This window comes from Haloarcula limicola (assembly GCF_010119205.1).
GTDB lineage: Archaea > Halobacteriota > Halobacteria > Halobacteriales > Haloarculaceae > Haloarcula > Haloarcula limicola.
In genome coordinates this window covers 677,420-690,227 of sequence record NZ_WRXM01000002.1, presented here as the reverse complement: position 1 = coordinate 690,227, position 12,808 = coordinate 677,420, and the positions used below count along the sequence as shown (strand labels likewise).

Genomic DNA, 12,808 nt, shown 5'->3' with positions numbered 1-12,808 from the left:
CTTTTATCACACCTCCCGCCGTCGGTTCACCTGTATGACAGACATGTTCGTCAACGCCGGCGACGAGGAACTCTCCTTCGGGAAGACGGTGTACGACGAGGACGGGAACGAGCTCGGTAGCATCCGCGGGTTCGACCAGCACGGCTTCTACGTTACCGTCGAGGGCGGCATCGAGTCGATGTCCGACGAGCACCGGTCCACGGGCGCCGCCGGGCAGGCCGAACTGATGTGGCGCTGCTGGGAGTGCGGCGAGATGGGCGATATCGAGGACGACATCCCCGACGAGTGCCCCTCCTGTGGCGCGTCCAAGGAAGAGATTTACTACTGGACCGAGGACTGATCCGCGCGTCGAGGCGGTTTATCGGCGAGTAGCGGATTCGCGCGAGTGGAGACTGAGCGCGCTACTCCGCCCGTTCGATGCGGTCGGCCGTCGCCGCGTCGAGCGCGTTTTTCACCGCGTCCACGTCACCGTCCGGAAGCGCGAAGCGAAGCGTCTCCCCGCGCCACTCGGCGATGGCGACGCCGTCGGCGTCGCGGACCACGAGATACGAGAGGTCCTCGAAGAGCGCGGCGAGCGCGTCGAACGTCTCGGGCGCGAACGGCACGGTGCCGGCGGTGTGGTCGGCGTCGACGGTGACGTCGGCGTGGCCCGACAGCGCCTCCAGTTCGACGCGCCTGGGGCCGACGAGGTCCGCTCGACGGCCGAGGTCGAGGTAGCAGAAGGCGGCCTCGGGACGGCGCGGCGTCGTATCGAGCACCGCCGCGAGCGCGTCCAGTCCCGCCCCCTCGTCGCTCACGGGCGGTCGCACTCGAAACCGGGGCTCGTCGTCGGGCCACGTCGGCGTCCCGGTGTCGAGTCCGGCCCGTTCCCACGCGTCGACGATGGCGTCCGTGAGGCGGTCGGCACCGATGTCCTCGATGGCGTCGGTGACGCGCTCGGCGTCCGATTTCCGCTCGTCCATAGCGGGCGTTCGCGACGCGGCGTGTTGTGGTTGGTGGTCTGAGCCGGCGGGCCCTATTGCACTCACTCGTTCTCCGTCGCCGAGTCGCTCACGGGGTCTATTGATGGGAACGCCTACAAGTCCGGCCGATAGAAGACGATCAAGGCATGAGCGTCATTCTGGAGTTCACACTCGACGCCGACGAGTTCACTCTCGGACAGGCCCTCTCGGGGCCGCCCACGATGGAGATAGAGCTCGAACGCGTCGTTCCCACTGGCAAAGCCGTCCTGCCGTTACTCTGGGTGACCGGCCCCGCCGAAGACATCGACGCGTTCGAGACGGCGGTCCGCGACCATCCGAACGTCGAAGCGTTCCGCGAACTCGACGAGGTCGGCGACAGTCGCCTGTACCGATTCCGGTGGCTGAACGACCCCGAGAACCTCGTCGAAGAACTCGCGGCCCTCGACGCGACCATCCTCGAGGCCACCGGGGCCGACAAGTGGGCGTTTCGGGTTCGCTTCGCCGACCACGAGAAACTCACCCGCTTCCACAACTTCTGCACCGACCGGGATATCACGATTCACATCGAACGCACCTATACGCTGAACGAGGACACCGAACGCGGGCATCGCTTCGACCTCTCGCCCGAACAACGCGAAGCCCTCGTGTTGGCCCTGCGCGAAGGATACTTCGCCACGCCGAGGGGGGTCGAACTCACCGAGCTCGCCGACGAACTCGGGATCTCCCGGCAGGCGATCTCCGATCGGATCCGTCCCGCCAACGAGAAAGTCCTCCGGAAAGCTCTGCTCTCCGCCGGATCGCAATACGAGTGATCGCAGGCCCCGCGTAATAAAACGCCAGACCGGTCAAGGCACACTACTTTTGAGAACCCGCACAGTCCACGAACCAGAGGGGGAAGTCACTCATGACAGTAGAAGCTCACAGGGAGGAGGCGCGTTCTCGCCTCGAAGACGCGATACCGGCTGAGAACCGAGGAACCGGAGGTCTCTGTATTCGCGAGGTGTTACAACTCCTCGGCGGTACGACTCCGCTCGCGGCGGCGAATCAATGGGGGGATCGCTCGTGACTCGATCGGAAGATGCAGACCGGACACTCGCGGAGAGCGAGCCGGTCACTATGGACGACGGGGAGACGCACGTTCCCTGTACCGCCCCGTCCTGTAGCGAAGACGCGACCAACACCTGTTACGATTCGAACATCGGCCAATACGTCGCTTTCTGTGACGATTGCTTCGAGGAGTGGGTCGAGAAGAGCCACATCGAAACCGTGGACGGGTGACCAACGAGGCTCGCCTCTCGGACGGTCACCGCTGACGCGGTGACGAGGTCCCCGGATCGCAGTTCCGAGGCAGCCACCGTCCGTATCGCGCCTCCGCCCGGCCGGTCGGTCTACGAAGTGACAATTTCTGGATGGATCGGAACCGCTGGAACCCTTTTGTACCGCCCCCGCTTTCCCCAGCACATGCACGTCGTCGTCTTCGGAGCCGGGAGCCTCGGGAGCCTCCTCGGGGGGCTGCTCGCCCGCGCGCACGAGGTGACGCTCGTCGGGCGGGACCCGCACGTCAAGGCGGTTCGACGCGACGGTCTCGACGTGGTCGGCGTCGAGGAGTTCCGCGCGGAACCGGCGGCCGACACCGCCGTCCCCGCGACCGCGGACCTCGCGCTGGTAGCGGTCAAGAGCGGCGACACCGGAGACGCCGCCCGCGCGCTCGCCGACTGCGAGCTGGCGGCGTGTCTCTCCGTACAGAACGGAATGGGCAACGAGGCGACGCTCGCGGCCGAACTCGACTGCCCGGTGCTCGCGGGCACCTGCTCCTACGGCGCGCGACTGGACGCGCCGGGCACCGTCGCGTTCACGGGCCGCGGCGAGGTGGTGCTGGGCGCTCGGGACGGCGGCCCGTCGACGGCGGCCGACGAAGTGGGCGAGGCGTTCGACGCGGCCGGGATCGAGGCGACAGTCGCGACGGACATGCCGACCCGTCTCTGGGAGAAGTTGGCGGTCAACGCCGCTATCAACGCCGCGACGGCGCTCGCTCGCGTGGAGAACGGCGCTCTCGCCGACGGTCCCGGACGGGAACTCGCCGCCGACGCCGCCCGCGAGACGGCCCGCGTCGCCCGCGAGCGGGGCGTCGCCCTCACCGACGAACGCGCCGTCTCGCTGACCGAGCGCGTGGTCCGAGACACCGCCGCGAACCGCTCGTCGATGCTGCAGGACGTGGAGACCGGTCGCCCGACCGAGATCGACGCCATCAACGGCTACGTCGTCGAGCGAGCGGCCGAGCCGGTGCCGGTCAATGAGACGTTGACGCGGCTCGTCCGCCTCTGGGAGCGGGGACGAGACGCTCGATAGCTACTCCGACGATCGGGTCGCGGACCTTGTCAGAGAATCGCTAACAAGGGCTGCTTACCGCGATATGACACTCACTAGTTGAGCGACTGTCGCGCTTACCGCGGTTCTCGACCCCATTGTCGCCGGTCGGTGACGACTCGGATACGGCGTCTCGCCGGCCGCCGCTCGTTTCCCACCGAGGGGACGAACCGTTCGTTCAGTCGCCGTCGGCGGGCCGTTCGACCTGTTTCTTCGGCATCCCCAGCATCTCGCGGGCCTCCTCGGGCGTCGCGATCTCCCGGTCGAGCCGGTCGAGTATCTCGACGGTGCGGGCCACGAGCTGCTGATTACTCGCGGCTTTCTCGCCCCGGCGGTAGTAGAGGTTGTCTTCCATGCCGATACGGACGTGGCCCCCCAGCAGGACGGCCATCGTCGTCAGCGGCAGCTGGTGCGGCCCGACCGCGAGGACGTTCCACTCGGCGTTCTCGGGCAGGTTGTCGACCATGTTGATGAGGTTCCGCGGCCGGGCGGGCGTGAACGAACCGCCGAAGATGAGGTTGACGTAGGGCGGTTCCTCGACCAGCCCCTCGTCGATGAGCCGTTTGACTTCGGCCAGCTGACCGGAGTTGAACACCTCCATCTCCGGTTTGATGCCCTTGGCCCGCATCTCGACGGCGAGGCGCTCGATGTTGTTCCGGGTGTGGTTCGTGATGATGTGCTTGTCGCGTTTGAACGGTCCCATGTCCAGCGACGCCATCTCGGGCGGCGGGTCGGTCCGGATCCCCGCCACTCGCTTCTCGTAGGGGCTCTGTCCGCCGGTCGTGTTCTGGATGATGATGTCGTCGCAGTGTTCGCGGATGGCGTCGTTGACTTCCTGGAGCCGCGACGCGTCGTTCTCCCCGTGTTCGTTCCGCCCGTGGACGTGCGCGATCGACGCGCCGAGTTCCTCGCAGGCCGCCACCTGTCGGGCGATTTCCTCGGGCTGCTCGGGAAGGTTGGGGTTGACGTTCTTCCCGTGAATCGCGCCGGTCGTGGCCACGGTGAGGATGACCTTCTTCCGCCGGTGGTAGTCGTCGTATGACACTGGTGTCACTCACACCGTTCGCTACTTGGTTACGACACAGCTATCGGCGATTTCGCGCCGGTAACCCCGAATTATCCCCAGAACCGCCTCAATAACCAAACGACTGCCGGTCGCCACTCCTCTCGATGGTCTGTCCGCACCTCGATTACCGCGACTCGGACGGCGAGCAGGCGTTCGACCACGAGCGACCGTACTGCGAGATTCAGGCGGCGTTCGTCTCACCGATGGAGGCCGACCTCTGTCGCGATCGCCACGATTTCCACCACGAGACCCACTGTGCAGTCTATCAACGGCACCACGCCGCCGACCAGCTCGTCCCCGGTCTGAACTTAGAGGATGGCGACTAGCCGGGCGACCGTCGAGCGGTCGACGGCCGACGACGGCTACACTATCCGCTGGTTCGAGCCCGGCGACCGCGAGGGGTTCATGGCGCTGCACGACCGGATCTGGCCGGGGTTCTCGACGGCGTGGTTCGACTGGAAGTTCGCCGACAACCCCTACCTCACCGAGTCGCCAGTCGTCGTCGCCGAACGCGACGGCGAGATCGTCGGCGCGCGGCCCAACCTCGCGTTCCAGATGCGCGCGGGCGATACGTACCACACCGCCATCCAGTCCTGCGATACGATGGTCCACGAGGACCACCGCCGACAGGGGCTGTTCAGCCGGATGAGCGAGCGGCTCTTCGAGGGGTACGCCGACGGGCCGCCGGCGTTCACGTTCAACGTCCCGAACTCGAAGACGACCGCGGGACTGGCGAAGCTGGGCTGTGAGATCGCCGGCGAGCACACGACCTACTACCGGGTACAGGACCCGGCGGTGTACGCGGGCGTCGACGACCGCCTTCTCTCGACCGCGGGAAAACTGGCCGCCCGCGGGTATCTCGGCGCGCGCGGTCGACGCGTCGACCGCCCGCCGGAGGTGAGCGTCACCCGCCACACCGACATTCCCGCGCAGACACTCGCGCGCCTCTACCGCCGCCGGCCGCCCGCCGAGATCCACGCCTACCGCGACGAGCAGTTCTTCGAGTACCGCTTCGGCAACCCGCAGTGGGAGTACACCGCCTACACCGCACGATTGGGCGGCGACCCGGTCGCCGGGCTCGTCACCGGAACGCAGGAGACGGACACCGGTCCCGTCACCAACGTCGCCGACGTGGTGCCGCTGGTCGGCGACGTCGAACGCGACCGCGCGCTCCCGGCGCTGCTGGCCCGCGCGCTCGCCGACCACAGGGACTCCGCGGTGGTCGCGGTGCGCGGCGACTCGATCCCGCGCGACCTGTTGGCCGACTTCGGCTTCCACAGTGACCACCGCTTACCGCTACGGTTGCTCGCCACCCCGACGACGATGATCGTCTCGCCGATCCCCCCGGACGGCGACTGGCGCGTCGCGGGGCGGGACCTCCGCGAGTTGGACAACTGGCGGCCGACGTTCGTCGAACACAACACCGCCTAGGAGCGGTTGCTTTCGCTGTTTTCGATGGAGTCGGGGCTACCGTGAACAGCCAGAAAGCCCCCGACGGCTCAGGGGCTGTGGCTCGCTGTCGTCCGAAAGGCGCGCAGCGCCTTTCGTGATGACGAAAGACGGCGAAGCCGTCTTTCGAACCACGCGCGCTTCGCGTGCTTGCGTCGCCTCGTTCCCTGAGCCGTCGGCCCCTTTCATTCCCGGAAGACGCTTCGCGTCTTCCGACCCTCGCGGAATCGGAGATTCCGCTCAGTCCCTCCCCGTGGAAGGACGAGGCTGGCGATTCGTCCAGTCGTTAGTTCCGCTTGAGGACGTACAGCGCCGCGCCGCCGCCGAGCAGCAGCGCGAAGAGGTAGCTGGCGACGCGATAGAGGATGGCGACGGCCGTCGCGTCGGTTCGGCTGACGGCGGTCAGCGCAACGATGAGGACGACCAGCGCCGTCGAGACCGCTCCCGAGCCGCCGGGAGAGGGAGCGATGCCGGCGAGCGTCGAGGCCGGGACGATGAAGAGGACGAGTAGGACCGTCAGTTCCACGCCGATGGACTGGGCGGCCAGGTAGAGCGGGAGCGCGAAGAATATCCAGCCGACGTACGAGAAGGAGAGCGCCTCGACGAGCGCTCGGCGGTCGGTGGCGATGCGCTGGAAGGCGGTCTCCGTCTCGCGGAGGCGCTCGCGTAGGCCCGACAGCGTCACCCGCGGCGTCCGTTTCGTTATCGGCGCCGCGAGACCGAGTCCGGTCTCGGCGAGTCGCTGCCGGTATCGCCAGCCGACGGCGGCGAAGACGGGGACGCCCACCGAGAGGACGACCAAGCCGCCAGCGAGCGGTTCGATGGCGTCGGGGAGCGAACTCCGATAGAGCAGCGCGGCGAAGCCGACGCCGGCGAAGGTGACGAACGGGAAGAGGTTCAGTAGGTCCGCCGTGACGACGCTCGCGAGGCTGTCCTGGTAGCTGGCCTCGGTGTCACGCGAGAGGACGTAGGCGATGAACGGCTCGCCGCCGGCCTGTCCGAGCGGCGTGACGTAGTTGGCGAACGTCGCGGCGAAGTAGGTGACGACGAGGCTGGAGAAGCGCTCATCGATGCCGACGACCGCGAGCACGATCTGCCAGGCCTTCCCCCACGCGACGAGACACAGCATCGTCGAGAGGCAGGCCAGCGCGAGCCACGTCGGCTCGGCGGTCCGCAGCTCGGCGAGGACGCCGGCGGTCCCGACGAAGTCCACGAGGAGGTAGACGACGAGTCCGGCGACGGCGAAGCCCAGTACTATCTGTGCGACGGTCTTCCGATCGGCGAAGTCGGTCGCGGGAGTAGCGTCGCTCACTGGCTAGTCGATGTAGCCCAGGTCCTGCAGGCGGTCTTTCGTCTCCGAGTCCATCCCGTTCAACACGTCGCCGTCGGCCCCGTCGGCCTCCGCGGGCCAGTCGGCGTCAACCTCGTCGAGGAACGCCCACAGCGCGTCTTCGAGGTGGGACGGCTCCGCGTCCGTTCCGGCGAGGTTCGCCGTCTCACCGGGGTCCTCGACGAGGTCGTAGGCCTCGTCGGGGATGCGCGTGCAGTGGATGTACTTCGAGTCGGGGGTCCGGGCCGCGCCCATCCGCGAGTAGAACCGCGACTGCTCGTCGAGTTCGATGCCCGCGGCCTCGGCTTTCCCCTCCAGTTGGCGCAACTCGACGACCGGCTGGTGGTACTCGACGAAGCCCACGTCGCCGCGGGGGACGCCGCCGAGGTCGGCGTCGAACTCGCGGTACTCCGGCGACAGCAGCGAGCGGTGAGACTGCAGCGACTCGCCGCGACCGTCCGCGCCGGCGGCGTCCAGAATCGTGTGGTAGATGTCCACGAGTTCGACCGTCGTCTCGTCGTCGCGGTCGGGCTCGACGTCGGGGTGTTTCACCATGAGCGGAACGTTCACCAGCGGGTCGTAGATGCCGAACTCGTGGCCGTAGAGGCCGTGTTCGCCGAACAGTTCGCCGTGGTCCGCACAGACGACGACGGTGGTGTCCTCCCACTGGCCGGTCTCCTTGAGATGGGAGAAGAGGCGGTCCAGTTGGTCGTCGATGTGGGCCAGTTCCGCGTCGTAGAGGCCCTTGATGTCTCTCCACTCCTCGTCGTCGATGTCGCGCGCGCCGCAGTTGTACTCCTTGGAGTTCTGACAGACATCCGTGGAGTCGACGCCGGGCGCGAATCGGTCGGCGTACTCCTCTGGCGGGTGGTAGGGGAGGTGGGCGTCCATCAGGTTGATGAACGCGAAGAAGTCGTCGCTCTCGTCGACGAAGTCGATGGTCCTATCGACGACCTGCGGCGTCTTGGTGTCGCCGCCGCCGCCCTCCGCCAGGTGTTCGTGAATCTTGTTGCCCGCTTGGACGAGTCGGTCGGCCACCCCGCGCAGGGTGTCGTTGTCGTTCATCGTCTTCCAGAGCGTCGCGAGCGGACCCGAGAGCAGCTCGCTCGGCATGATCTGGAAGAAGTTATCGTGGTCGTCGAATCCGGCCGTGAGGTTCGTGTAGCTCGTGATCCAGGCGTTCGAGGAGTAACAGGCGGTGTCGTAGCCCGCCGCCGACAGCGACTCGGCGAGCGTCGTCGCCCCTTCGAGGTAGGGATTCTCCTGTGTGGCACCGTGTTCGCTGGGGTAGAGGCCCGTAAACAGGGACGCATGGACGGGCAACGTCCACGGGGCCGGCGCGACGGCCTGTTCGAAGACGGCGGCCTCCTCGGCGAACTCCCGCAGGTTGGGCGTCGTCGCCACGTCGTCGTCGTAGACGGACAGGCGGTCCTTCCGAACCGTGTCCAGAACGACGAAAAGGACGTTCGACCCGTCCGTGTCGGTCATACGCGCTAGGACTCGGTCGGGAGATTAAAACGGTGCGCTTTCGTTTGCTACGCGCCGGTCCCGGCTCGGGCGGCGGGGGAAGACGTATGTCACCCCGCTACGCGGAGGGGATATGACCATCGGTGTCTGCTACTTTCCGGAGCACTGGCCCGACGAGCGCTGGGAGACGGACGTGCGACAGATGGCCGAGGCGGGACTTTCGTACGTCCGCATGGGGGAGTTCGCGTGGGGCCGCATCGAACCCGAACACGGCGAGTTCGACTTCGCGTGGCTGGACGAAGCGATCGGGCTCGTCGGCGACCACGGGATGGAGGCGGTGCTTTGTACGCCGACGGCGACGCCGCCGAAGTGGCTGGTCGACGAACACCCGGACATTCGGCAGGCCGACCCCGATGGGACGCCGCGGGAGTGGGGGAGCCGCCGATTCACCTGCTTCAACTCGCCGACCTACCGCGAGGAGACCGAACGCATCGTCCGGAAGGTGACCGAGCGCTACGCCGACAATCCCCACGTCGCGGGCTGGCAGGCCGACAACGAGTACGGCTGTCACGACACCGTCCGCTGTTACTGCGAGGACTGCGCGGCCGCATTCCGTGAGTGGCTGGAAGCGAAGTACGAGGAGGTCGAGGCGCTGAACGAGGCGTGGGGCAACACGTTCTGGAGCCAGCAGTATCCGTCCTTCGAGGCCGTCGACCCGCCCGGTCTGACACCCGCCGAGCACCATCCCTCGCGCCTGCTCGACTACCACCGCTTCGCCAGCGACAGCGTCGCCGAGTACAACCGCCTGCACGCCGACCTGATCCGCGAGGCGAACGACGACTGGTTCGTCACGCACAACTTCATGGGCGACTTCGGCGCGCTCGACGCCCACTCGCTGGCCGACGACCTCGACTTCCTCGGGTGGGACTCGTACCCGACGGGGTTCGTCCAGGACCGGCGGCCGGGGCAGGCGACGACGGACGAACTGCGCGCGGGCGACCCGGACGAGGTGGCGATGAACCACGACCTCTACCGCGGCGCGAAGCGCGCGCCCTTCTGGGTGCTCGAACAGCAACCCGGCGACGTGAACTGGCCGCCCCACGCCCCCCAACCGGCTGAGGGCGCGATGCGACTGTGGGCGCACCAGGCCGTCGCCCACGGGGCCGACGAAGTGCTCTACTTCCGCTGGCGGCGCTGTCGAGAGGGTCAGGAGCAGTACCACGCGGGCCTCCGAAAGCAGGACGGCAGCCCCGACCGAGGGTACGACGACGCCGCGGCGGCCGCCGACGAACTGTTCGATCTGGAACCGGTCGACGCGCCCGTCGCCCTCTTGCACGACTACGAGAGCCTCTGGGCGACCGAGAATCAACCCCACTCGCCTCACTGGCACTACTGGTCGCACCTCCGGGCGTACTACGACGCGCTCCGCGCGCGGGGCGTGCAGGTCGACGTCGTCTCGCCGACGAGCGATCTCGACGATTACGCGGCCGCCGTCGCGCCGACGCTCTATCTGGTGGGCGACGACCTCGCGGCGCACCTCGAAGCCTACGTCGCGGACGGCGGTCACCTCCTGTTCGGCGCGCGTACCGGCGAGAAGGACCCGCACAACCAGCTTCACGAGTCGCTCGCGCCGGGACCGCTGGCCGACCTCGCGGGCGTGCGCGTGGACCAGCACGAGAGCCTCCCCGACGGGATGCCGACCCGACTTCGCTACGACGGCGAGACCCACGATTACCGGACGTGGGCCAGTTGGCTCGACGCGGAGGGGGCGACCGCCGTCGGGGAGTACACCGCGGGCGTCGCCGAGGGGCGGACGGCCGTCACCCGCACTGACCGCGGCCGGGGGAGCGTCACCTACTGTGGCTGCTGGCCCACGGACCGACTCGCCGACGGGCTGGTGACGGACCTGCTGGGCGCGGCGAACGTCGCGCACACGTCTCGGTTCCCCGAGGGCGTTCGCGTCGCCGAGCGCAACGGGTACGCGTGGGTGACGAACTTCACGAGCGAGGAACTATCGCTCTCCGCCCCGACCGACGCCGCGTTCGTCGTCGGCGGCGAAACCGTCGGCGCGTTCGACGTGGCCGTCGTCGAGACGCCGGCAGCTACGGTATCTTTGGACTAAAACCATCCAAATACCGAGATATAGAGATAAAAGAAGAATATTAGAGCCATTCTACGAAAATAGATACTTAAAAAAGAGGAAGAGGAATGTGAGTATGGAGATTATGTGGGTGGATATGGGTACATTAGATATAGTAATGCTTCGAGAATCGTATGCCTGCCGAAACAGATCTCGGAAGGTCGACCGACAGCCGAGGGTCGGACGGCTCGCTTTCGCCGCGACTCGCGCGGCAGCGGCGGCCTGTTAGCCGACACCCCCCTCTACGTGGCCGTTCACGATGTGTGAACTCTCGGTGTCCACGAGCTGGTCGAACGAGATAACGAATGTACCTATGTTATCAGAGGATGGGCGTTTCGCCGTTCGACGACCGAGATCCGCCGCGACCGGCCGCGTCTGGCCTCGACGAGCGCGGCGTTTCGCCGATCGGCGAGAGACGCGGATCAGTGGTAGCTGTCCCTGTTGTTCACACATCGTGAAATACCTGACCGAACCACTCTCGTCGCGGTGAGGCCGAGACGAGCGCTGTGGCGAGCGCGAACCGACGATTCGAGCGGTCACGCGCGGCGGTTCGGCGCGACTAAGTGTTGATTGCCCACAACTCGCATGGACCGTCCGGCCGGCCTCGGGTTCGATCAGCCGGAGAGCGGCGGTATATCGTTCACACACCGTGAAAGCCATCGACATGGTCTCGCAGCTGTCGACACAACGATTAAATGGGCCGTTCACAAATCCCCGCACGATGCCAAACGACACACGACCCGCGCGCCGCGAGACGAAACGCGCCGCTGCGGGCCTCGACAGCGACGAAGCACCGACGACGACTCTCTCCGTTCGCTCGCGGCGTCACCGATGAGTTCGAACGCCACCGACGACGGAACCGGGAACCGCATCGTCGACTACGAGCTGTTCGAGGTGCCGCCGCGATGGCTCTTCCTCCGGGTCGAGACGGCCGACGGCACCGTCGGCTGGGGCGAACCGGTCGTCGAGGGCCGCTCTCACACGGTCAGAGCGGCCGTCGAGGAACTCATGGAGAACTACCTGCTCGGGGTGGACCCGGCGGACATCGAGGACCACTGGCAGACGATGTACCGCGGCGGGTTCTACCGCGGCGGCCCGATTCTCATGTCCGCCATCGCGGGTATCGACCAGGCGCTGTGGGACATCAAGGGCAAGCAGTTGGGCGTCTCGGTCCATCAGCTGCTCGGCGGGGCCGCCCGCGACCGGATCCGCGTCTATCAGTGGATCGGCGGTGACGAGCCCTCTGACGTCGCCGAACAGGCCCGCGAGCAGGTCGAGGCGGGCTTCTCGGCCCTGAAGATGAACGCGACGCCGGCGATCGAGCGCGTGGACGACCCGGCGTCGGTCGAGGCCGCCGCGACCCGCCTGCGCGAGGTGCGCGAGGCGGTCGGCGACGAGGTCGACATCGGCGTCGACTTCCACGGCCGCGTCACGAAGCCGATGGCCAAGCGCCTCGCCAAGGCGCTCGAACCGTACGAACCGATGTTCATCGAGGAGCCCGTCCTCCCGGAGCACAACGAGGCGCTGCCGGACATCGCCGCCCACACGACGATCCCCATCGCCACCGGCGAGCGGATGTTCTCCCGGTGGGACTACAAGGAAGTGTTCGAGGACGGTGCCGTCGACGTCATCCAGCCGGACCTCTCGCACGCCGGCGGCATCACCGAGGTCAAGAAGATCGCGTCGATGGCCGAGGCCTACGACGTGGCGATGGCTCCGCACTGTCCGCTCGGCCCCCTCGCGCTGGCCTCCTGCGTGCAGGTCGACGCCTGCTCGCCGAACGCCCTCATCCAGGAGCAGAGCCTGAACATCCACTACAACGAGACGACGGACGTGCTGGACTACCTCGAAGACCCGTCGGTCTTCGAGTACGAGGACGGGTTCGTCAGCGTCCCCACGGACCCCGGACTGGGCGTCGAGATAAACGAGGACTACGTCCGCGAGCAGGCCGAGAAGGACGTCGACTGGCACAATCCGGTGTGGCGACACGACGACGGCAGCGTCGCCGAGTGGTAGTCGGCTACCCC

At 67.1% G+C, this 12,808-nt stretch carries 12 protein-coding genes; 8 read left to right on the top strand and 4 right to left on the bottom strand.

Annotated features, from left to right (window positions below):
• Positions 1 to 34 precede the first annotated feature (34 nt).
• Positions 35 to 340 carry a DUF7130 family rubredoxin-like protein gene (locus tag GO488_RS12940; protein ID WP_162318242.1) on the top strand — a complete coding sequence of 102 codons (306 nt, stop codon included), beginning with the start codon at positions 35 to 37 and terminating at the stop codon, positions 338 to 340.
• Positions 341 to 401: 61 nt separating this feature from the next.
• Here the strand turns inward: GO488_RS12940 and GO488_RS12935 are convergent, their stop codons facing one another.
• Positions 402 to 962, bottom strand: a complete 561-nt coding sequence (locus tag GO488_RS12935; protein WP_162318241.1) for a hypothetical protein — start codon at positions 960 to 962, stop codon at positions 402 to 404.
• A 146-nt stretch (positions 963 to 1,108) separates the two neighbouring features.
• Between GO488_RS12935 and GO488_RS12930 the strand changes: the two genes are divergently transcribed.
• The 3 genes from GO488_RS12930 to GO488_RS12920 all read left to right on the top strand — a co-directional run bounded on the left by GO488_RS12930 (position 1,109) and on the right by GO488_RS12920 (position 3,311).
• Entirely contained in the window at positions 1,109 to 1,774 is a 666-nt protein-coding gene (locus GO488_RS12930) for a helix-turn-helix domain-containing protein (protein ID WP_162318240.1), read from the top strand.
• Positions 1,775 to 2,078: 304 nt separating this feature from the next.
• Positions 2,079 to 2,240, top strand: coding sequence for a hypothetical protein (locus GO488_RS12925; RefSeq protein ID WP_162318239.1), 162 nt, complete (start codon positions 2,079 to 2,081; stop codon positions 2,238 to 2,240).
• 183 nt (positions 2,241 to 2,423) lie between these two features.
• On the top strand, positions 2,424 to 3,311 hold the full coding sequence (locus GO488_RS12920) for a ketopantoate reductase family protein (protein WP_162318238.1): 888 nt from the start codon (positions 2,424 to 2,426) through the stop codon (positions 3,309 to 3,311).
• A gap of 196 nt (positions 3,312 to 3,507) precedes the next feature.
• Here GO488_RS12920 and GO488_RS12915 read toward each other — a convergent pair whose 3' ends face one another.
• Positions 3,508 to 4,374, bottom strand: coding sequence for a beta-keto acid cleavage family enzyme (locus tag GO488_RS12915; RefSeq protein ID WP_162318237.1), 867 nt, complete (start codon positions 4,372 to 4,374; stop codon positions 3,508 to 3,510).
• Positions 4,375 to 4,499: 125 nt separating this feature from the next.
• Between GO488_RS12915 and GO488_RS12910 the strand changes: the two genes are divergently transcribed.
• Positions 4,500 to 4,721, top strand: coding sequence for a hypothetical protein (locus tag GO488_RS12910; RefSeq protein ID WP_162318236.1), 222 nt, complete (start codon positions 4,500 to 4,502; stop codon positions 4,719 to 4,721).
• Positions 4,711 to 5,826, top strand: a complete 1,116-nt coding sequence (locus GO488_RS12905; RefSeq protein ID WP_162318235.1) for a GNAT family N-acetyltransferase — start codon at positions 4,711 to 4,713, stop codon at positions 5,824 to 5,826. The genes GO488_RS12910 and GO488_RS12905 overlap by 11 nt, the downstream gene beginning before the upstream one ends.
• Before the next feature lie 304 nt (positions 5,827 to 6,130).
• Here GO488_RS12905 and GO488_RS12900 read toward each other — a convergent pair whose 3' ends face one another.
• Both GO488_RS12900 and GO488_RS12895 read right to left on the bottom strand, forming a co-directional pair.
• On the bottom strand, positions 6,131 to 7,156 hold the full coding sequence (locus tag GO488_RS12900; protein WP_162318234.1) for a lysylphosphatidylglycerol synthase transmembrane domain-containing protein: 1,026 nt from the start codon (positions 7,154 to 7,156) through the stop codon (positions 6,131 to 6,133).
• Positions 7,157 to 7,159: 3 nt separating this feature from the next.
• The gene (locus GO488_RS12895) at positions 7,160 to 8,662 is read right to left on the bottom strand and encodes a sulfatase (RefSeq protein ID WP_162318233.1); all 1,503 of its coding nucleotides are present in this window, start codon (positions 8,660 to 8,662) and stop codon (positions 7,160 to 7,162) included.
• Between the two features lie 112 nt (positions 8,663 to 8,774).
• On the opposite strand from GO488_RS12895, the gene GO488_RS12890 reads away from it, so the two are divergent.
• Both GO488_RS12890 and dgoD read left to right on the top strand, forming a co-directional pair.
• The gene (locus GO488_RS12890) at positions 8,775 to 10,763 is read left to right on the top strand and encodes a beta-galactosidase (RefSeq protein ID WP_162318232.1); all 1,989 of its coding nucleotides are present in this window, start codon (positions 8,775 to 8,777) and stop codon (positions 10,761 to 10,763) included.
• Positions 10,764 to 11,612: 849 nt separating this feature from the next.
• Entirely contained in the window at positions 11,613 to 12,797 is a 1,185-nt protein-coding gene (dgoD, locus tag GO488_RS12885) for a galactonate dehydratase (protein WP_162318231.1), read from the top strand.
• Positions 12,798 to 12,808: the final 11 nt, after the last annotated feature.